Annotated in this window: 16 protein-coding genes and 1 pseudogene; 5 read left to right on the plus strand and 12 right to left on the minus strand. The window is 46.5% G+C overall.

The features are described from left to right. Positions 1–35: 35 nt before the first annotated feature. A pseudogene (locus tag LN893_RS13155) lies at positions 36–425 on the minus strand (UPF0758 domain-containing protein); the annotation flags it as partial. Between the two features lie 142 nt (positions 426–567). Between LN893_RS13155 and LN893_RS13160 the strand changes: the two are divergent. From LN893_RS13160 to uvsE, 4 genes are all read left to right on the plus strand, one after another. Further along, the gene (locus tag LN893_RS13160; RefSeq protein ID WP_229970765.1) at positions 568–1,797 is read left to right on the plus strand and encodes a metallophosphoesterase; all 1,230 of its coding nucleotides are present in this window, start codon (positions 568–570) and stop codon (positions 1,795–1,797) included. A 319-nt stretch (positions 1,798–2,116) separates the two neighbouring features. Next, positions 2,117–2,581: a hypothetical protein gene (locus LN893_RS13165; RefSeq protein ID WP_229970767.1), complete on the plus strand. Its 465-nt coding sequence runs from the start codon at positions 2,117–2,119 to the stop codon at positions 2,579–2,581. Positions 2,582–2,751: 170 nt separating this feature from the next. Then, positions 2,752–3,396 (plus strand): carboxypeptidase-like regulatory domain-containing protein, encoded by a 645-nt coding sequence (locus LN893_RS13170; protein ID WP_229970768.1) that lies wholly within the window; start codon positions 2,752–2,754, stop codon positions 3,394–3,396. A gap of 108 nt (positions 3,397–3,504) precedes the next feature. Further along, positions 3,505–4,401, plus strand: a complete 897-nt coding sequence (uvsE, locus tag LN893_RS13175; RefSeq protein WP_229970770.1) for a UV DNA damage repair endonuclease UvsE — start codon at positions 3,505–3,507, stop codon at positions 4,399–4,401. On the opposite strand, the gene LN893_RS13180 is transcribed toward uvsE, so the two are convergent. Further along, positions 4,393–4,890: a DUF4112 domain-containing protein gene (locus LN893_RS13180; RefSeq protein WP_229970772.1), complete on the minus strand. Its 498-nt coding sequence runs from the start codon at positions 4,888–4,890 to the stop codon at positions 4,393–4,395. The two genes, uvsE and LN893_RS13180, sit on opposite strands and share 9 nt — an antisense overlap. 347 nt (positions 4,891–5,237) lie before the next feature. Between LN893_RS13180 and LN893_RS13185 the strand changes: the two genes are divergently transcribed. Then, the gene (locus LN893_RS13185) at positions 5,238–6,056 is read left to right on the plus strand and encodes a sialate O-acetylesterase (RefSeq protein WP_229970774.1); all 819 of its coding nucleotides are present in this window, start codon (positions 5,238–5,240) and stop codon (positions 6,054–6,056) included. Between the two features lie 115 nt (positions 6,057–6,171). On the opposite strand, the gene LN893_RS13190 is transcribed toward LN893_RS13185, so the two are convergent. The 10 genes from LN893_RS13190 to LN893_RS13235 form a co-directional block, all read right to left on the minus strand. Then, positions 6,172–7,464 carry a sugar MFS transporter gene (locus tag LN893_RS13190; RefSeq protein WP_229970776.1) on the minus strand — a complete coding sequence of 431 codons (1,293 nt, stop codon included), beginning with the start codon at positions 7,462–7,464 and terminating at the stop codon, positions 6,172–6,174. Positions 7,465–7,601: 137 nt separating this feature from the next. Further along, a complete protein-coding gene (locus LN893_RS13195; protein ID WP_229970778.1) occupies positions 7,602–9,953 on the minus strand; it encodes a glycoside hydrolase family 20 protein in 2,352 nt (783 codons plus the stop codon). Between the two features lie 86 nt (positions 9,954–10,039). After that, positions 10,040–11,962 carry a glucosamine-6-phosphate deaminase gene (gene nagB / locus LN893_RS13200; RefSeq protein WP_229970780.1) on the minus strand — a complete coding sequence of 641 codons (1,923 nt, stop codon included), beginning with the start codon at positions 11,960–11,962 and terminating at the stop codon, positions 10,040–10,042. A gap of 257 nt (positions 11,963–12,219) precedes the next feature. Further along, complete coding sequence (locus LN893_RS13205; protein ID WP_229970782.1) at positions 12,220–13,428, minus strand: C40 family peptidase; 1,209 nt, start codon at positions 13,426–13,428, stop codon at positions 12,220–12,222. Positions 13,429–13,504: 76 nt separating this feature from the next. Next, positions 13,505–14,767, minus strand: coding sequence for a DUF819 family protein (locus LN893_RS13210; RefSeq protein WP_229970784.1), 1,263 nt, complete (start codon positions 14,765–14,767; stop codon positions 13,505–13,507). Between the two features lie 354 nt (positions 14,768–15,121). Beyond that, complete coding sequence (locus tag LN893_RS13215) at positions 15,122–16,210, minus strand: aminotransferase class I/II-fold pyridoxal phosphate-dependent enzyme (RefSeq protein ID WP_229970786.1); 1,089 nt, start codon at positions 16,208–16,210, stop codon at positions 15,122–15,124. Continuing rightward, positions 16,210–17,229, minus strand: a complete 1,020-nt coding sequence (locus tag LN893_RS13220; protein ID WP_229970788.1) for a dipeptide epimerase — start codon at positions 17,227–17,229, stop codon at positions 16,210–16,212. Before LN893_RS13220 ends, LN893_RS13215 begins: the two co-directional genes overlap by 1 nt. Before the next feature lie 173 nt (positions 17,230–17,402). After that, positions 17,403–17,546, minus strand: a complete 144-nt coding sequence (locus tag LN893_RS13225; RefSeq protein ID WP_229970791.1) for a hypothetical protein — start codon at positions 17,544–17,546, stop codon at positions 17,403–17,405. A gap of 283 nt (positions 17,547–17,829) precedes the next feature. Beyond that, positions 17,830–19,086, minus strand: coding sequence for a D-alanyl-D-alanine carboxypeptidase (locus tag LN893_RS13230; protein ID WP_229970793.1), 1,257 nt, complete (start codon positions 19,084–19,086; stop codon positions 17,830–17,832). Between the two features lie 254 nt (positions 19,087–19,340). Then, a complete protein-coding gene (locus LN893_RS13235) occupies positions 19,341–20,261 on the minus strand; it encodes an N-acetylmuramoyl-L-alanine amidase (RefSeq protein WP_229970796.1) in 921 nt (306 codons plus the stop codon). Between the last annotated feature and the right edge of the window lie 64 nt (positions 20,262–20,325).

Below are 20,325 nucleotides of genomic sequence, written 5' to 3' on the forward strand. Positions count from 1 at the left end.
AAGAAGAGCAGCTAAGACACTGAGAACAAACATAGGATGTAGTTGTAGATGTCGGTGGAGCAGGTGATACGGGTCTTGGCGGCAGCGGCAGTCTCTTTGCGGCGGCGGCCCAGTTCCAAGGCACTTACAATAGAGATAGCCTTGGCCTCGCCTATACCTGGGTGCTTCTTCAGGTCGTTCACTGACAATTTGGCAAGTTCGTTCAGGTCGTTGCCTACGGCAGCCAGAATAATTTTGCCTACGTCTACGGCTGTAAGTTTGGCCGTGCCAGAACCTATCAAAATAGCAATTAGCTCAGCATCACTGAGGGCAGCCTTTCCTTTTAGCAGTAGTTTTTCGCGCGGGCGGTCTTCTTCGGCCCAGGTTTTAATGTTTAAAGAAGGCTGATAAACTAAAGTATCAGCAACTTGAACGTTTTCTTCCACAACGGTACAGATTTTGATAAACAAAAGCGATGTTAGTCAAATCCATTTCAGCAAGAATTGGTTCAGGCCTAGCAGTTTAAGCTTTAAATTTATTTTGATGTTATAACTCCCACAGCTCTAACGCTTGTGGCATAAGATAAATATGGGACGTATTTTTTCATTAGCAATAACAGGTCTGCTCATCTTTCTGATAGACCTGTATGTATTCCAAGCAATTAAAACAGCTACACAAAACCTTAGCCCTGTCTGGCAGCGCGTTATTTATGGCGGCTTTTGGGCCATCACAGCTATCACCATCATCACCTTTGTATTGGCTTCGCTTACGCGTGGTACTCCACCCGATGCCTTTAAAACTTACCTGGCCAGCACACTTTTTATCATTTTTGCCAGTAAACTTGTATTGCTGCTCTTTCTTTTTGTGGATGATGCCATCAGGCTTGGCAAAATTGTGATCAACAGCGCCAGCAATGAGCCAACTTATGATCCGTCGCGCAGCAAATTCCTGAGTCAGTTAGGATTGGTGGTAGCCGCTGTGCCTTTCTCCGCTTTTATTTATGGTATGGTGAAAGGGGCTTATGACTACCGTGTAAAGCGCGTAACACTCCGTTTCCCGAACCTGCCAAAAGCATTTGACGGCTATAAAATGCTGCAGATCTCGGACCTGCACACAGGTAGCTTTAACTCTAGCGAACCACTGAAAGAAGCTGTTAAGCTGATAAACAAGCAAGAGGCAGACCTTGTGTTTTTTACAGGTGACCTGGTGAACAATATGGCTGTAGAGTTGGAGGAGCACCTGGACACACTGAAAGAAATCAAAGCCAAAACAGCGGTTTATTCTGTGCTGGGCAATCATGATTATGGTGATTATATACAGTGGGAAAGTCCAGAAGCCAAACGCCAAAACCTACAGGCGCTAATAGACTCTCATGGTAAAATGGGATGGCAAATACTCCTGAACGAGAACCGCCTGATAGACAAAGACGGTGAAAAGATTGCGGTATTGGGTGTAGAAAACTGGGGTATGCGTGGCTTTGCAAAGCATGGACGTTTGGGACAGGCTTACCAGGGAACAGAGCAGGTGCCGTTTAAGGTACTTCTCTCCCACGACCCTTCGCACTGGGACGGCGAAATAAATAAGTCCTTTCAGGACATAGACCTTACCCTCTCGGGCCACACCCACGGCATGCAGTTCGGCGTGAACATACCTGGCTGGAAGTGGAGTCCTATTAAGTACGTGTACAAGCAGTGGGCAGGTCTTTACCAACAAGGAAAGCAGTATCTGTACGTAAACACGGGACTTGGCTTTCTGGGCTACCCTGGCCGTTTCGGGTTCTGGCCAGAGATTACAGTTTTCGAACTCAAAAGTGCATAAGTAATATAATAGAAACAAGGGACCTCAGTAGCTTGTAATAAAAGCCTGCTGAAGTCCCTTGGCTTTAACTCAAACTATAAACTCTTATGCTGATAAACAATTAATAGCCCATCCCAAGCTAATGTTATAGAGAGGCTATAAGTCGCATCAGCATCAAAACCAATCTTATAGTTGCTTACCGCACCCCTAACTCTCCGACAACAGCCACAAAGCCATTGGTTATAACATATAAAACCTCACCCCGTAAATAATCAAAAAAAGAAAAATGCCTATACTGGTATAACATCAAGTTACTGGCACCTCAAAAACATATATCATCATGAGAAAGACATTATATTCTGTAATAGCAGCAGGTACGCTACTGTTTGCCACCACATCCTGCAGCGAAGAGAAAGAGGGAGGTTACTACTCCACTGCCATGACAAGCTCCGAAGAAGTAAAACGCTCTAACATTAGAGGCTACGAGCTACCTGGAACAGCAGGCAGAAACAACCCTGGTAAACAAAAGGCTGATGTGCCAGCTGACCAACTGGTGAGAGAGTATTATACTGAAAAGGTTGATTTATCGACTATCAACCCTTTACATAACAATGTATCTACCATACGAGCAGGACAGACAGCTACCTATAGTTCCTCTGGCAACGGCTCTTCTGGCAGCACCGATACCACCAGCAATAACGCCGCTACTGGAACAGGCTCTGGAAATGGTGCTACTAACACGACAGGCACAAATGCTGCGCAATCAGGCAATAACCAATCTGGTACAAACCAGAACCAACAGTAACTTATTGCACGCACACAAGAGCCTGCTGCCTTTTTTGCAGCAGGCTCTTGTTACTTAAAGCTGTATTTTGGCAGCGCGATTAATTTAGATTATTTTTTATCCTGTATAATTTTTAGCTTGCCAGAGCGTATTTATCTTAAGCAACGCCTCATGCAGGCTATCTAATCCCGATGTTCAAAAACCCGCTTCTATACCTTATCTTCTTCCTGATGTTGTTTGCAGCATCACCATTACTGGCACAGCAGAAAATAAGGGTAAGCGGCACCGTGTTAGAGTCCGATAAAACCACACCTATACCAGGGGCAGGCGTTATAAAATTTGGCAGCGACGTTGCCGTAGTGTCTGATGCACAAGGAAAGTTCCTGATTGACATTGCTGCACAGGACACGCTCTTGATTAGGGCCGTTGGTTACAAGCCTTTGCTATACCTACCAGGTAGGCTTCCTGTATCAGAATTGCGGGTAAACATTGTTCTGCAACAGGATAGTGTGATGCTGGGCGAAGTGCAGGTGAGCAGCAGACCGTCGCAGGAGATGATAGACCGCGCTCTCCGCAACATGAAACGTGAGGCTCCAGAGTCTGTGCGAAATCCTGGCTACGTTGATGTAGACATCCCTCCGCCCCCACCGCCAACTCCAGCTACTATTATGAGCCCGTTTACTATGCTCTATGAGATGTTCTCGAAAGATGGAAAGCAGAACAAGCAGGTAACTCAGTGGCAAATGCAGCAGGAGACCGAACTAAGGCGGCAGGAACAGGAGAAGGAAAGAAAAAAATACAACAAGTTCTTTAAAGACAACACAGGTTACGATTAAAACATCTGTAACCTCTTTCTTTTAGAGACCATACAGGATATCGGCAATAACAAAGGCAGCCAAACAAAAGCAGCTTGCGTAGGTTACTATAGTACAACATAACCTTGCATGAAAATAGGATATCCCTGCATAAACCAATCGCTTGATTGTTCCTCGTCCCGTACGTTTCGGTTAGCCTCGTATACCGAAGAGCGGCTAATAGAGCTTGTAGAGCAAAACTTAGCCTGCCTGCGCCGCATTTTAGAGTATAATGTGGAGCATGACATGCTGTTCTTTCGGCTAACGTCTGGCTTGATTCCCTTTGCCTCCCACCCTGTCAACACCTATAACTGGCAAGAGCATTTTACAATGACCTTCCGCAGACTTGGTGACTATATCAAGAAGCACAACATGCGCATTTCTATGCACCCCGACCAGTTTGTGGTGCTTAATTCTCCTAACGAACAGACTGTACAGAACAGCATTGCAGAATTGGTGTACCAGGGTACTATACTAGACTTAATGGGGCTTGATACAACCGCTAAGCTACAGATACACGGCGGCGGTGCCTATGGCGACAAAGCAACGGCACTAGGCCGGTTTGCAGGTGTGTACCACAACCAGTTACCTGATGCCGTAAAAGCCCGGCTTTGTGTCGAGAACGACGACCGCACTTATAGCTTACAGGACTGCCTGTACCTGCACCAGCTCACAGGTGTGCCTATCATTTTTGATAACCTGCATCACGAATGTATAAACAACGGCGAACCTATGCGAGAAGCTGTGGAAATGGCAGCCCAGACATGGCACCCCGAACATGACGGCATCCTGATGATGGACTACAGCGCCCAGGCTTTGGGAGAACGCAAAGGAAAGCATGTGCAAAGTATACCAGAGCAGCTTTTTCACGATTTTCTGGCAGAAACCGAAGGCTTGGACATGGACATTATGCTGGAGATAAAAGATAAGGAAGCCAGTGCCCTTAAAGCAGTAGAAGTAGCGAAGAGCTTGGGGCGATTAAAATAGCCCCAGCAACAAGTTATAAATCCATTCGCCTAGTTCCCAAAGCACCCACACTAACAGCACGAACAACACAATAATACCTACCAGCACCCCAAGAACAACATTCTTGCCGCTTCCCTGGTACTTGCCCTCTTCGTAGTAGGCACGCAGCATGCGCACGTTTCGCTCGTTGGCTTTGAAAGCAAAATCGAAAATGTTTCCGAGCAGTGGTATACTGCCTATCAAAGCATCTAGAGCAATGTTTACTAACATTAGAGCAACCAGCTTACCGCTTGCTCCATGCTTGGCCATTGTTAGTACAATTACGGCAGACATACTAAAAGAAGCAAGATCACCTACAACGGGTAAAAGGCCAAGTATAGGATCAAGGCCAAACCGCCACTTTGTACCAGGAAAGCGAAATTGGTTATCCATAATGCTCACCATGTACTCTACCCATTTCAGGTTTTCAGAGCGTGGAGTGCGAGTGTATCGTCCGCTAGAATTTGCCATATGCAGCTATACGCATTACAGCAGCGAAAGTAAACAGTACTATTTCTTACTCAATTTATAAAGCTTTTCTGCTGATGCTGTGCCAAGCTGAAAACTAGAAGTCAAGAACTAGAAAGAATATTTAAACTACTACTCTCACTCATTTTAAAGCTAATGTTAAGAATCGGCAGGCACACTAGCCTCTTTTAGTTATGCTATAAATCTCGAAGGACAACTCATCTACATGATTAGAACTATATATTGTTTTTCACGTTCAACACTAGCTTAGTAGCCTAGAAAACCTCTTCTAAAGGCTGTAACTAAGGATTACCCAAATATAATTACATGAGTCTGTGTTTTTACTGCTTATGAAAAAGAAACTAACGCTTACACTACAACTCCTTTTACTTTGCCCCTTCTTCTTTTCGTCTTGCGAGAAAGCTCCTGAGAAGGCAGTTGATGTTCATATCATAGCCGGACAGTCTAACAGCATAGGTGAGGCCTATGCTTATCAATTACCAGAGGAACTAAGAGAACCTTTAGATAGCTGTTACATTTTTAACGCAGCACGATATAGCTTCGAACCCATTCAGGCAGGTGTGAACACACAATCTAAGGAGGGTAAATTTGGCATGGTGGTCAACGCCGCGCACCTCTTAAAGAACTATAAAAACGATGAGGTATATTTTGTGGTAATTGGTGTTGGCAACACGCAACTCTACCCTTCTGGCTCTAGTGAGCTGCAGGATTGGCACCCTAGCTCCAAAGAGTTACTTCCCCAGGCGAAGCTGGCAATAGAAAAAGCAAGGCAATCGCTGCTAGCTCAAGGAAAGAGTCCTGTATTTAAAAGCATAACTTGGTGGCAAGGCGAAAATGATGCGGTTGATGAACAGAAAGCAATCGCTTATGCCGCAAACGAAGCCGCACTATTTGCCTCTTTAGATCAGGTGTCTTATCTGAAAGACACAAAACGCATTATTTATAAAGTGTTCAACGATGTGGGTGGTTTTAGGTATGCTAATGTAGTGAACGCGGCTAAAGTTAAACGCTCGACCTCAGACGCTCGGACGCTTTCAGTTGTGGAGACGCGAAATTATCAGCGGCTTCCGCAGGATAAACTACATGCATCTACGGCTGGTCAGCTAAGAGCTGGAGCCGATTTATTTAACAGAATTAAAGACCTGTAAAAGCTAGGGTTTTCCTGATCACACGTCATCCTGACAAAGGAAGATTTTAGTTTAAAAGCACAAAGGCCACAGTTTCAAGGAGACTGTGGCCTTTGTGCTTTAGAGTATGGAGTAACTAGGAACGGACCTTGTGACCAGCTGTGGCAAAATATAAGATAAACAGGTAACACGGCACCATCAGCCAATACGCCTGCTGCGGATCGTAGGTATCGGCCAGGTAACCGTAAGCCAATGGCAGCACAGCGCCGCCTGCTATGCCCATAATCAGGAAAGAAGAACCTATTTTAGTAAAACGGCCCAAATCAGCAATAGCCAGCGGCCAGATAGCAGGCCACATCAGCGAGTTTGCCAAGCCAAGCAGTGCGATAAACAGTACCGACGTAAAGCCGCTCGTAAGAATAGCTCCAATGGCAAAAAGCACACCTAACACAGCCGATACCTGTAGCGCTTTCTCTTGTTTAATGAAGCGAGGTATAGCTACTATTCCGATCAGGTACCCAACAATCATAGCGCCTAATGTAAAAGAGGTAAAGAACTTAGCTCTGGTTAAGGCTATCCCCTGCGACGCACCGTAACTGATGATCGTATCTCCTGCCATAACCTCTACCCCTACATACAGGAAAAGAGCGAAAGCCCCTAACAACAGGTGCGGAAACTGAAATATGCTTTTCTTGTTGGTGTTGGCTGCAGCAACCGTTTCATCTTCTTGGTCGGTATCTACTTCTGGCAATGAGGAAAAGTACACCAAAACAGCCAGCACAATTAGTGCAGCCATTATTATAAGATAAGGCGTTATAACACGTTCTGCCAGGGCATTAAGTTCTGCAGCTTTTTGTGCTACATCCATACTTCCTAGTTGCTCCACCAACTCATCTGCATTTGTAAGCACCACGGCTCCCATAATTATCGGCGCTATACTGCCTGCTATTTTATTGCAAATGCCCATTACACTAATGCGTTTGGCAGCACTTTCGCGCGGACCAAGTATAGTGATATAAGGGTTTGAGGCTGTCTGCAGAATTGTTAGGCCTGTGCCCTGCACAAACAAACCGAGCAAAAATACCCAATAGGTGCGGCTTAGCGCTGCAGGTACAAAAAGAAGCGCCCCAGCCGCCATAACAAGCAAACCAACTGACATGCCTTTTTTAAATCCTGTTGCTTTTAGCACCCAAGAAGAGGGCACTGCCATTACCAGGTAAGAAATATAAAAGGCAAAAACCACTAAGTAAGACTCAAAATTGTTGAGCTCACAGGCAATCCGTAGGTAAGGGATCAGTACAGAATTTAACCAGGTTACAAAGCCGAATATAAAAAACAGGGCACCTATAACCAGAATGGACCGCATGTAGTGACTAGGCTGGTCAACCTGTGCCGAGTTATTGTTTGCCGTCGAAGCTACTTTTGTCATTATCTTAAAATTTTATGGTAAGCTTGTAGAAGATTGGCTTCAGTAAAAGAGCCTATCGCTTTGTTCAACAGCTACAGAAGCTATCATTTAAATAAATAAAGGTTAAAAGTTAAGCATAAAAAGTACTACTATGTACTCTACTCCACTATTATTTCTTCGGCAAACAACCATGTTTTTTGTCCAGCCGATGGGTATTTGGCAGGGCTTACACCTACATTCTTTGCTGTTACCTTCACATACCTCGCTTTGGTAGGCGCTATGGTGGCTACAACTTCTTTTTTCAGAATACCTTCTTCCCCTGCAGGGTTAACTGCTGTTATCGTCTTTACTGTTCTATAGTTCCTCCCATCATCCGACACGGCATACTCCACCTGTGCGGGCAGGAAAATACGATAGCCAATATTTTGTAGGAAAGAAGTGCTAAGCTTGCTCAAAGAAGTTTCCTTCTGAAGGTCGATCACAGCTTCCATATCTGTCCCGTAAAAGCCTGTCCACTGGCCATCCGTCTGGTCTGTGGTTCCTTTTAGGCCGTTCACCAATGCGTTCTGGCTGGCGTAGCTTTTATGTGCTGGTGTATTAAGCTTTATGTTACTGTTAAAGGCTTTATGGGCATCAAATGTTTTTGTACTTACTTTGCCAGCCAATTTACCGTCTACAAAAGAGGCAGCTTTTATCGTGGCTGTCTTATCTAACGTAAAGGGCTCTGTGTATTTTTTAGAGGAAGTAGTCGGGTTGGTGCCATCCAAAGTATAGTAGACAGGAGCATTGGCAGCATCTGTCAGGAAAGTAACTTCAGCCACACCACGCTTTGCATCTACTTTTACCTGTTGCCTTACATTAAAGGCACTTCTGGCGTAGTTTACACCCATCGCATCAAAACGCTTGTACTGCTGCTGCATACGCACTTTAAAATCCTCCCAATCCTTTTTAGCAGCAGGTGTCCATAATACCTCCGACAGCGCCGACATCCGCGGCATGATCATATATTCGACATGTTCTTGGGTAGGTATATACTCCGTCCAGACGTTAGCCTGTGCTCCCAAAATATACTTCTTTTCGTCTTCGGACAACTCCGCTGGCGTGGGTTCAAAAGAATATACTTTCTCTAATGTCGTGAAGCCATGTATGGCTGTAGGTTCAAGCTCACGCTCACCTTGGTAGTGGTCGAAGTACACATGCGAACCAGGTGTCATAACCACATAATGCTTCTGCTTTGCTGCTTCTATACCTCCTGCAGTACCACGCCAGGACATTACGTAAGCATTGGGTGCCAGGCCGCCTTCTAGTATCTCGTCCCAACCGATAATGGTTCTGCCCTTGGCATTCACGAACTTTTCCATGCGCTGAATAAAGTAGCTCTGCAGCTCGTGCTCATCCTTCAGCCCTTCGGCAGCTATACGAGCCTGGCATTTAGGGCATTCTTTCCAGCGGGCTTTCGGAGATTCATCTCCCCCTATATGAATAACTTTGCTCGGGAACAGGTCCATCACTTCTGTTAATACATCCTCCAGAAAGGTGAAGGTTTTCTCATCGCCAGCACAATATACATCGTCAAAAACGCCCCACTTCGACTCTACTTTAAAAGGCCCGCCTGTGCAGGAGAGCTCTGGATAAGCTGTGAGAGCCGCTAAAGAATGACCTGGCATTTCAATTTCGGGCACTACATTAATGTAACGCTCCTGGGCATATTTTACTACCTCCCGTATTTCATTCTGCGTGTAAAAGCCTCCGTGGCGTTTATTATCGTACGTTTGTGGCAAATCCCAGTAATGGCCGGTCAGGGTGCTGTCGCGCCATGCTCCAACCTCTGTTAGCTTAGGGTATTTCTTTATTTCAATTCGCCAACCCTGGTCTTCTGTCAGGTGCCAATGGAAAGAGTTCATCTTGTGCATGGCAAGATAATCTATGTACTGCTTCACAAACTCCACTGGGTAAAAATGACGCGCTACATCTAGGTGCATGCCACGCCAGGCATAACGGGGCTTATCTACTATATCTACTGCAGGCAAAGCAACATTGGGTGTCGTTTTTTGTGGCGGCAACAGCTGCTTTATAGTTTGAGTACCCATAAAGATACCGTTCGGCTCGTTTGCAGCCAACACCACCCGAGACGGCTGCACCTGCAACGTATAGCCTTCTTTACCTAAAGAATCTGCAGCACCTTCTAATGTCAAAAGAATTAGGTTAGATGCTTTGGCAGCAGGCTTCTTCTCCACAACCTGAGGCAGTATACCAGATACCTTTTGCACATCCTGCGCCAGTCGCTGCCCTATCTTCTTCAGCTCTTTATTCTTGGCATCTACATAAATCCTTGTATCTGCTTTAAAAGTAAAACTGCCGTTCTGTGGCCGCAACTGTAAGGGCTGTGGTATAACAGCTATGGGCTGGGTTTTAACTTGTGCCTGGGCACCAACTGGCAGCAGCGTAGAAACGGCAGCAAAAATGGCTATACAAACTATAAGTGCTATTATTTTATTTTTGATGTTCATCCCAAGCCTTTATGTTCTCCTAAAATACACCAATTTATTTAGTAAAAGGAGCTGTTATGGTAACCTTAACAGCTCCTTTTAAGAAGTTATTCAAATTTCCACCTAACAAAAGCCTCCATGGCCTCATATTCTGCCAAGCCAAGTCTGTCGTAGCATTTAGCGGTTTCGCTGGTACGCTCCTCAGCTCGCACCCAAAACTCTCGTGCATCGTCACCTGGGAAAACAGGCGTATCTTTCTGCGACTGGTGCTTAAAGATGGCGTGGCGCTTGCGCATCACCTCCTGTGGCGACAATGGTACAGCCATCTCAATCTCGTGGGTCTCAAATTCATGCCATGCGCCACGGTACAGCCATAACCAGCAATCTTTCGTCCATTCTTCGGTTTCGCGCAGGCGAGTAAGGGCCTGCAACACTATATCGAAGCATACCTTGTGTGTGCCATGCGGATCGGCAAAATCGCCTGCTGCAAATACCTGATGCGGTTTTACTTGCTGCAGCAGCTCCATTGTCTGCTTTATGTCATCCTCAAAGCCTGACAATTTCTGGTCTTTAGCCCGCTCATAAAACGGCAGGTTCATAAAATGAATGTGGTCATCTTCCAAACCAGCGAACCTGGCACCCGCAATAGCCTCTCCTTTTCTGATAAGCCCTTTCACAGTGCGGATTTCATTGATATCGGCTTGGTTTGGTTGCTTACCTTTCAAGAAGGACCTCATCTTACTGTAAAGTTCCTCCAGTTGCTGCACATCTCTATCCTGCGATTTTCCGAAGTCTATGGCAAACTCAACGAAGCGCAGTGTTTCATCGTCCCAAACCGCTGTGTTGCCTGAGGTTTGGTACGCCACATGCACATCGTGCCCCTGGTCTGCCAACCGTATAAACGTACCGCCCATCGAGATCACATCATCGTCGGGGTGCGGCGAAAAGATAACCACACGCTTCAGTGCTGGTTCGGCACGCTCAGGACGATTGCTGTCATCGGCATTTGGCTTGCCTCCAGGCCAACCCGTGATAGTGCGCTGCACTTTGTTAAATATGTCTATGTTGATATTGTACACTGGCCCCTTCTCGGTAGCCAGCTGTGCCATACCATGGTTGTTGTAGTTCTCCTCCGTCAGCTTCAGAATAGGCTTATTTACAGCCGTAGACAACCAGATCACAGCCTTCTTGATCAGCTTTTCATCCCAAACGCAATCTTTTACAAGCCAAGGTGTATCGAAGCGAGTCAGGCCAGAGGCTGCATCCTGGTCTAGCACAAACTCCACATGCTCGGAAAGCTGCAGGTAAGTGGCTGGTACATCTGAAGATATCTCACCTTCCACTGCTTTTTTAATGATTGGTGCTTTCTTACCGCTCCAGGCCATCAGAATGATTTCACGGGCTTTGAAGATGGTACCGATACCCATGGTGATGGCCTTGCGTGGCACATTTTCCTTACCACCGAAGTCTCTCGAGGCATCGCGGCGGGTCAGGTCATCAAGCGTAACGAGGCGTGTACCTGAGTTTGGGGCAGAGCCAGGTTCATTAAAACCAATGTGCCCTGTACGACCGATACCCAAAATCTGCAAGTCTAGCCCTCCGAAGGACGTAATCTTTTGCTCGTATGCTAAGCAATAGGCATGAATCTCGTCCTGCTCCAGTGTACCATCGGGGATATGCACATTAGCCATATCGATATCTACATGGTCGAAGAGGTTCTCCTCCATGAAAGCCACGTAGCTCTGCTCAGCTGTCGGTTGCATCGGGTAGTACTCATCCAGGTTAAAAGTAACTACGTTGGCAAAACTCAGCCCTTCCTCTTTATGTAGGCGCACCAACTCACGATATACACCAATTGGTGTTACACCTGTGGCAAGTCCTAGCACGGCACGCTCCCCGCGCGACTGCTTGTATCGGATCAGTTCGGCGATGCGGCGCGCTACATTTTTAGAGGCAACGTGCTGGTCGGGATAAACGGAGACAGGAAGCTTTTCAAATCGAGTCTCCTCCAGAAGATTTAAACGGGCCATAGTTTATTTTTTGCAGTAAAGTTTTGTTATAAGATTTTTTAAAATGGAATAAGATTTAGGACACACGACTCACGGTAGCTTCTGCTGACGCAAATCTCCCTAAATTCGTGACTTACCAGTTTTATGGGGTCTCCGGATTAACAGCATTTCAAACTTTTCCTCTGCCATTTACAGGCCTAAAAAGATGCTGTAAGTGGCAGAGGAAACAGTTACATATAAATAAAACAGAGGCACTTAGGCTATTCCCACTACTTCACTTACTCGTAAAGCGGCTTTTCCCTCAAATCTACCAGCGTTGCCTGCGGCGTAATGCGTTTTGCTCTTAGAAAACGGCCTAGCTCGAAGGCATCATGGTTAGGTGCTTCTGGGTTCATGCTGTTGATGCGTACTTGCCCTGCTGAATGAATGAATTCCTGATTTCCTCCGATCCACATACCCACGTGCACGACACGTTCTGATTTACCGTCTTTAGCTGGAACACCAAAGAAAAGCAGATCGCCTGGGCGCATGTTTTGCCAGCCATTCTCTGTGTCTACTAACTCACCTATCTGTATCTGCTGCGAGGCATCGCGGGGCAGCACTAAGCCGTTCATAAAGTACACTGTTTTGGTGAAGCCGCTGCAGTCTACACCCTTAAAAGAGGTACCACCCCATAGGTAAGGCAGGCCCAGCAGCTTTTTACTTGTCTCCACCAGGTTCTGCTCCGTTGGCTGGCGGCTGGCTACCCAATCTTTATAATTAGCCGCTTCGCTTGCATCTATAAAAGCAGTTCGGCCGTCAGGAAACTCTACTTCATAAAAACCTTTAGATTGATTTTTTAACAGCATCACATTTCCGAAAACCATATCAGAAACGGTGGCAGATTTTGAATCGGCACTGGCATAGGCGAAACCGTAAGGTTCTGTGTAAAGGATTTTTTTACCGTCTTGCCATGTAGCATATCGCTCTTCATCCATCAAGGTAATACCACCAGCATCGGCCCAAGCAAGGTACTGATCTGGCGTCTGCACCAAATACCAGCCACTTTGCTTTTTCCACACTTTCAAAGGAGTACCCAATGTAGCTTGCGTAGCCAGTTCTGCCGAATGCTTTGGTTGCGAACGAAGATTAGCTACAGAGTTGCGCACAATGGCAAAATTTTCTCCGTTAAGCTCCGCCTCTGGCAGCACCTGTATACTATCTACAAAAGAAATATTTGCTGCGCTTAGGCGATCCAATAATGCTTTCTTGGCCTCGGGCATATTTGTTTCGCCAGCTAAAACCTGACCGTGCGGCTCTACCTGAAACAAGGCCACACGCTTGTCTGGTGCAAACTGCTGACGCACAGCATCAATATGCGGTTGAGCAGCAGGCGTAGCCGTACTGGCTGTTGCTGTTGCATCTGAAGTAGGTTCTGTAGTGGTTTTACTGCCAGCGCAGGCTCCCATCAACAGGAGCAGGGCTACATATAAGTTCTTTTTCATCATAGCGATTTAATTTTTACGATACAGGTATCACGATACAAGACACACGAATTTGCTGCACGCACATCTTAAATTCAATTTATGGGGCTACCATCTGCATGAGTAGTGCCGATAAGTAAGCGCCGTAGGTGCCGACACCATAGCCTAAAATAGCCAGCAACACGCCTACTGGTGCCAGGGCAGGATGGAAAGCTCCTGCTACAATAGGCGCTGACGCTGCTCCTCCGACATTGGCCTGACTACCCACAGCTAGGAAGAAGAAAGGCGCTTTGATCAGCTTGCCTACTATCAACAACAAAAGCACGTGCATAATAATCCAAATAAAGCCCACTAAAAACAGGCCAGGTTGACTAACAATGGCTGTGATGTCCATTTGCATACCTATCGTTGCCACCAGTATGTACAGAAATATGCTTCCGATGCGGGTAGCACCAACGCCTTCTAACTCACGTGCTTTGGTAAAAGAAAGCAGCATGCCAAAGGTTGTTGCCAGCACCACCAGCCAAAAGAAACCTGAAGTAAGGCTGAACTGCTCCAGGTAAGGGGCATTGGCCTCGATCCAAGGCGCAATAATGTCTGCGAAAAAGTGCGAAATGCCTGTTATTCCTAAGCCCACGCCTATCACCACCATAGTATCAGCCATGCTAGGAATGCGCATAATGCTCAATCTATACTTCTCCACTTTTTCTTTCAGTTCATTCACAGTGGTACTGTCTGCCTTAAAGAACCTGTCAATCTTTTCGCTATAGCCAACGCCAAACAACAGCACCGCCATCCAAACGTTTGCCACTATTACATCTACCGCAATTACCGCTGAGAACAGATTAGGATTGGGCTGAAAAACCTCATACATAGCCAACTGGTTCGCACCACCGCCTATCCAGCTACCTGCTATAGTTGTAAGTCCGCGCCACACGGCATCAGGTCCTGCCCCGCCTACAATATCCGGCGCGAAGGTGGATACTATAAGTATAGCCAGCGGACCACCGATCACAATACCGACAGTACCCGTAATAAACATAAGCCCTGCTTTGTGGCGCAGTTTCCAGATCTCTTTTAAATCTAAACTGATGGTGAACAACACCAGACTTGCAGGAAGTAGGTAGCGTGAAGCCATATGGTACAGGCTGGACTGCTCTCCTGAGATGATGCCAAAGGAGTTTAGCAAACTTGGAATCAGGTAGCACAGCAGCACCGATGGCACTACCGAGTAAAACTTCTTGAAAATAGGTCTATCGCTGGATGATGTACTAAAAACAAAAGCCAGTATGATGACTAGTATGCCTAGCACAACGGCATCGTTAGTGATAAGTGGTACTTCCTGTACGGTGGTTTCTTCCATATTTGGTTTGATTCTTTTTACGACACAAGTATCAAGACACAAGACACACGATTTTCCCTTTGTATGATGTTGCTGTATTCCGTTATCCTAGGTTACTGCCGATGCGCACCTACTGCTGAACCAACTGCAACTAACTTAACCATTTTGTTATTTCGATCAGTGGGAGAAATCTGATACAAATTCATACATAAAAGATTCCAGATTTCTCACTGCGTTCGAAATGACGATTCCTGATTCCCCTGCTAGGAGGGGTTAGGGGTGGGGTCATTTCAAGATCAACTCTCAACTAGCTCAGCCCTTTATTACAGCTTAAAGTTTTATGCCTGCATCTTATGTCACACTTAAAAGTTGTTTCTATGGCTTGTAAAGTACTTGTTCATATTGGTTTATCAAGTTTGTCAGGCGTTGTATGTCTTCGGTGGTATGTTGGCTATTTAATATAACACGGGTAATAGGTTCATCAGCTGGTGTTGGGTATCGGAAGCTGGAAATCAGGATTTGGTGCTCCAGCAGAAACGGGCACAAATCTTCGTGCGTGGTCCTGAATACAGGATAGTGGTCGAAAAAGCTGAACAGTTCAGGTTGCTCAAGCTGCTGCTTAAAACTGGCGATGTTTGAGAACAGCTTTTCTCTTGCCTCTGCAAAAACTTCGCTGCTGTGCAAAAATGCATACAGGTAAGCAGGTGTCGCAGGCGAAGCACCTCCGAAATGCGGATTTGCTTTTAACTGCTCAATTAGCTGCCGATCGCCTAAAATAACACCAGCTGGTATTCCAAAAGCCTTTCCCATGGAGCTTACTACGATAATCCGAACCGCTTGCGCATACTGCGTTAGCTGCCCATATATTCCTGTTCCATATTTACCCGTTACACCAAAACCATGCGAATCATCTACAATCAAGGTAAACTGCTTGTCTTTGGGTAAAGTCGCCATCCAATCGAAACTATAGCTGCGGGCTTTCAGCGGATCAAGTGAATTGCAAACAATAACGATGTGCTTGTACGTCAAATTTGACACCTCTTGCAGTAGCTGCACTACCCACGCCTCATGCGTCTGCTTCGGATCGGTGGCATCGGCAGAACTTCGCCATACCGCTGGATGCGTGGCTGGCGCATAGATAAAATATCCGCTGCCCTGCAAGGTCTGTACCAGCGCCTGCCCCGCCAGATAGCCCGACGACATGGTAAGCGCGGCTTCGGCTCCAGTATAGTCTGCCAGATATGCCTCCACTTCCTCATACATCTTCAGTTGTAAATTTGAGTTGCGGGAGCTGGAATAGTTGGTGCCGTACCGCTGCATACCCTCTATCAAAAGCTGCTGGAACTCCTTATTACTGGAGATGCCCAGGTATGAAGTGCCGCTGCAAAACAGGTGTTCCACGCCGTTAAGCAACAGCGTGCGGCCTGGCAGGTGGTCGATATGTACGTTGGCAGCGGCAGCCATTAGCCTATCAGCGTTGTTCCTGTTCCGTTTACTGTTGGGCTATAGTTCACTTTGCCATAGTCGATGGTTACGCCTGTGGCAATATCTTTACTTAAGAGCAGTGCCCCGTCCATATCCACATAATCGAGCAACGGCAGCAGTTGCGCAATGGCCGAGATGCCTACACTTGACTCCGTCATGCAACCTACCATTACTTTCATGCCCAAATTTTTGGCTTCGGCAATCATGCGGCGGGCAGGTGTTAGACCTCCGCACTTTACCAGTTTAATGTTCACACCATGAAAATGATTATGACACTTAGCTACGTCTGCCTCTGTAATGCAGCTTTCGTCGGCAATAAGCGGAAGCACCGAGTGCTGGTACACTTTCTTCATACCATCCATATCGGATGCTTTCATGGGTTGTTCGATAAACTCCACCCCCAGCGGCTTCAGCTGGCGTGCATTTTCTATCGTTTCTTCCACACCCCAAGCACAGTTCGCATCTACCCTGAAAGTAGCATCGGTATGGCGGCGCAGCTCTTTTACAATCGCCACATCTTCGGGCGTACCTAACTTTATTTTGTAAAGCGGCCACGGGTACTCCTTCAGCTTTTTCACCATGTTGTTGATGGTGTCGATGCCGATAGTATAATCTGTGAGAGGCATGGTATCGGTTTGCAGGCCCCATAGTTTGTGCAGCGGCTTTCCATTCATTTTGCCGAACAGGTCGTTGGCGGCTATATCCAAAGCACAAAGTGCAAAAGGGTTATCTGCCAAGTGTGGCTGCATCTGTGCCCAAAATTCTGTTGGATCTGTCAACTCTGTCGCTTCAATCTGCTCCCGAATGTTTTCGAGCGCTGCCGTCATGTTCTCTATCGTGAAGCCATAGTAGGGATTGCTGGTAGCCTCGCCGTACCCTTTGTGTTCCCCATGCTGCAACTCCACAATCAGCGTGTCCTGCACATCACGCGAGTCGTAGGAGATGGTGAAGGTATGTTTGAGCGGTAACGCAAATGATCGGATGGTTAGCTTTAGCATTGGTTTTGTATGGTTGATGTTTAGTATCTATTTTATAGTTCTATTTGTACCACCACTAGATGATTTGCACAGAGAGCAAATTTCCCTCCTCGAAGGGGTAAGGGGGTGTGTTTAAGCTCCCCTTAATACTTATGCAGTGACTATCGTTTTATAGTTACTGTCCATCCTCAGTTTTACAAACCTATAGTTTTATAGTTTGCTATGTGCGCTCCAAGTCCGCGGGGACTCGTTTTCCCACTCGGCACTGTGTAGCTGAAGCTGCCCTCGCGGTGCTCGTGCTGCCCTGCAGGCACCGCAACACCTACAAGGTGCCTCATGGAAAAACTGGGAAAGCTTTTTTCCTCGATCACCAACGGCTTTTTTTTACTTCTGTGGTAATCTTTTTCCGTTAGCTTCCGCTAGCGCGAGCTTGTAGCTCGTGCTTCTTTCCATCAGCAGGAACTTAACTTTGGCATAAGCAGAGGTTTTAACTGTATCTTACACCTGCACATCTTGTACTTGACCATTTTAGTACAAGCTATAAGCTCGCACTAGCGGTGTTGATATCTAATCCCTAATTCTTAATTTCTAATTTTTAATTTGGCGCAGCAAAGCGCAGCCCTAATACTTCTCGTGCACTTCCGTCATGATACGTACCATTTCGTTGCGGATTTCAGCAGATGATCCTCTAAAGTTATTGTTCATAAAACTGTAGAGGAGCACTTTCCCGCTTTTCGTGATGATGTAGCCGCTCTGGTTATGCACATGCGACAGCGTACCTGACTTTCCGAACACAAACGGCACATCAGCCTGGTATATACTTCTAAATGTACCTGGTCTGCCTCCTGCTGCCAACAGCTTGAACAACTCTGCCTGCGGCCGCTCCTGCTGTAGCTTCTGCAACAGAACGATGATACTGCGCGGTGTAAACATGTTCATACTCGACAGACCAGAGCCATCCACCCATACAGGCTTATCAGGGAGATCAGTTAGATAATTGTTTACAGTGTACCTGATGGCCTTTTCCACTGATAATGTATCGGAGAGTGTGCCAGAACACAGCACCATCAACTGCTCCGCCAGCAAATTATCGCTTACCTGCAGCATTCGCTTGTAAACGGTATCGGCAGGCAAACCATAGAATGTTTGCGCATCTTGTGGCACCGATCGCTTCACCCGCGTTACAGGTCGTTTGAGTGTATCAGCCAAAAGCTGTACCGTCATCTCGGGTGAAATTATGAAAGGCACCTCCTGCGAATAGATTTTAGCTGCATTTTTCGGGTAGTAGGTCAGGTCGTTCGTTCGCCAGCCTCGCACAAATGCGCCGCCCTGCCCTTCCTGCAAAGTGTCTACTTGTATCGATTTCCTGAAATAGGCAGGCGTGGTAGTATAAGGGCTGCCATTTTTGCTCGTAAACTTGATGATGTTGCCGTGTATCGGAAAAACACTACGCTCTGGCTGATAATAATAGTTATAGTCGTCCCAGCCCCAGTTGGTGGCAAAGGGTGTGCTGGCAAAAGGCGCATCGATATAGAATAGCTTTTCTGGGCGGTTCTTCAGGAAATCGTAGGCCAGAGAGTTCTTCACATCCATGTGAGTGAACGTTGGGTCGCCAGTACCCCAGAAAAGTAGCGAATCGCCGTGCACTGCATACTTCAGCGCAGGTATAGAATCGCTCAGCATCTTAAGGCAGGCGTAGAACGTAAAGAGTTTCGTATTGGAGGCTGGCACAAAATACTTATCGGCATTATGCTCCACCACCATCTGCCCCAGTTCAGGATCGTACAAAGCAAACCCCACAAAACGATTATGCAGCGCCTCCGACTCCAGCACCTGCCGTTTGATAACGGCAGGCTCATAAGGCTCCGTTGATGCCACAGGTGTATTTCTCGAACTACTACAACCCAACAGCAATAGCATTACCAAGCAACAGCACAGCTGCCAGCCTAACCTGTACTTTATAGTTTGCAATCGGGTCATCGTTTATGTTTTCGCTTTAAATTGTTAAATGGCTGCATGATTTAATTGCTAGATGGTTGAGATTTCAAACTATAAGAGCACCATCTATTTAGCAATAACCACTTAACCATGTATAAAAAAGTCGTGTGTATTGTGTCGTGCTACGTGTATCGTTATAAATACTTCTTATACAAATTGTAAAGTATCGCCTTATCCTGCTCCGTTAGCACAGGGCTTACATCCTGCTGCACAAAGTGTATTTTAAAAGCTCTAATGGCAGCATCCATGTTGCGTGTGTCGTAGCCGATAATGCGTAAGACTTCCTGCGGATTAAACCATTCAGGCACTGGCCCCTGCACAGGCACTTTCTTGAACACCTGAAACGCCTCCAGGTTCAGCGTACTATCCTGCAGCACAGGCTTATTCAGCACCACCACGCTATCCAGCACGTTTTCATCGTACCACAGGCCATAGCCGTTGTCTGCCAATTTCTTCCAGGGAAACAAAGGACTAGGATCTACTTTCCGAACTGGCGCAATATCAGAATGGCCTATAAAATTGGCTGCGGGTATGCCATGCTCTTTTTTCAGTTTTGCCAGCACCCCTATCAAGCTAGTGATCATTTCATCTGTAAAAGGCTCTGAGCCGTTGTTATCCAGTTCTATGCCTACAGAAGAGGAGTTAAGATCGGTGGCGTTGCCCCATCTACCTGCCCCTGCATGCCAGGCGCGCAAGTAATCGTGCAGCATATGGTATACTTTGCCGTCGCGCCCGATCACATAATGCGCACTTACACTGGTGCGGGGTGTGGTAAAGGTTTTCAGTGTCTGCTCTGTAGAATTCTGGGCCGTGTGGTGAATAATCACATAGTTCGGCTTGCGCATACTGAAGTTGGTGGTGCCCACCCACTGGTCTCCCCGCGGATATGCAATGGTGTCGACCTCTTGCAGGGGAGCAGTTCGCAAAGCACGGGTATAGGCCTTAACCTGCTTTTTATAAGATCGATTGGTGGAAGCATAAGGATTAACTGAGCAGGAGGCGACCAAAGCACCCGCCGCTAAAAATAAAGTCAGTCTAATCGCAAAATACTTCATAAGTTTTGCCTGTACCAAATTTTGGTTGTTGATTGATGTACTATTTGCTAAATTGTCAGATTGT

The organism is Pontibacter harenae, assembly GCF_020907245.1.
Classification (GTDB): domain Bacteria; phylum Bacteroidota; class Bacteroidia; order Cytophagales; family Hymenobacteraceae; genus Pontibacter; species Pontibacter harenae.

Excerpts from the sequence above, each read along its gene's own strand:
- LN893_RS13160 (WP_229970765.1), top strand. The coding sequence starts at position 568 with ATGGGACGTATTTTTTCATTAGCAATAACAGGTCTGCTCATCTTTCTG.
- LN893_RS13165 (WP_229970767.1), top strand. The coding sequence starts at position 2,117 with ATGAGAAAGACATTATATTCTGTAATAGCAGCAGGTACGCTACTGTTT.
- LN893_RS13170 (WP_229970768.1), top strand. The coding sequence starts at position 2,752 with ATGTTCAAAAACCCGCTTCTATACCTTATCTTCTTCCTGATGTTGTTT.
- uvsE (WP_229970770.1), top strand. The coding sequence starts at position 3,505 with ATGAAAATAGGATATCCCTGCATAAACCAATCGCTTGATTGTTCCTCG.
- LN893_RS13180 (WP_229970772.1), bottom strand. The coding sequence starts at position 4,890 with ATGGCAAATTCTAGCGGACGATACACTCGCACTCCACGCTCTGAAAAC.
- LN893_RS13185 (WP_229970774.1), top strand. The coding sequence starts at position 5,238 with ATGAAAAAGAAACTAACGCTTACACTACAACTCCTTTTACTTTGCCCC.
- LN893_RS13190 (WP_229970776.1), bottom strand. The coding sequence starts at position 7,464 with ATGACAAAAGTAGCTTCGACGGCAAACAATAACTCGGCACAGGTTGAC.
- LN893_RS13195 (WP_229970778.1), bottom strand. The coding sequence starts at position 9,953 with ATGAACATCAAAAATAAAATAATAGCACTTATAGTTTGTATAGCCATT.
- nagB (WP_229970780.1), bottom strand. The coding sequence starts at position 11,962 with ATGGCCCGTTTAAATCTTCTGGAGGAGACTCGATTTGAAAAGCTTCCT.
- LN893_RS13205 (WP_229970782.1), bottom strand. The coding sequence starts at position 13,428 with ATGATGAAAAAGAACTTATATGTAGCCCTGCTCCTGTTGATGGGAGCC.
- LN893_RS13210 (WP_229970784.1), bottom strand. The coding sequence starts at position 14,767 with ATGGAAGAAACCACCGTACAGGAAGTACCACTTATCACTAACGATGCC.
- LN893_RS13215 (WP_229970786.1), bottom strand. The coding sequence starts at position 16,210 with ATGGCTGCCGCTGCCAACGTACATATCGACCACCTGCCAGGCCGCACG.
- LN893_RS13220 (WP_229970788.1), bottom strand. The coding sequence starts at position 17,229 with ATGCTAAAGCTAACCATCCGATCATTTGCGTTACCGCTCAAACATACC.
- LN893_RS13225 (WP_229970791.1), bottom strand. The coding sequence starts at position 17,546 with ATGAGGCACCTTGTAGGTGTTGCGGTGCCTGCAGGGCAGCACGAGCAC.
- LN893_RS13235 (WP_229970796.1), bottom strand. The coding sequence starts at position 20,261 with ATGAAGTATTTTGCGATTAGACTGACTTTATTTTTAGCGGCGGGTGCT.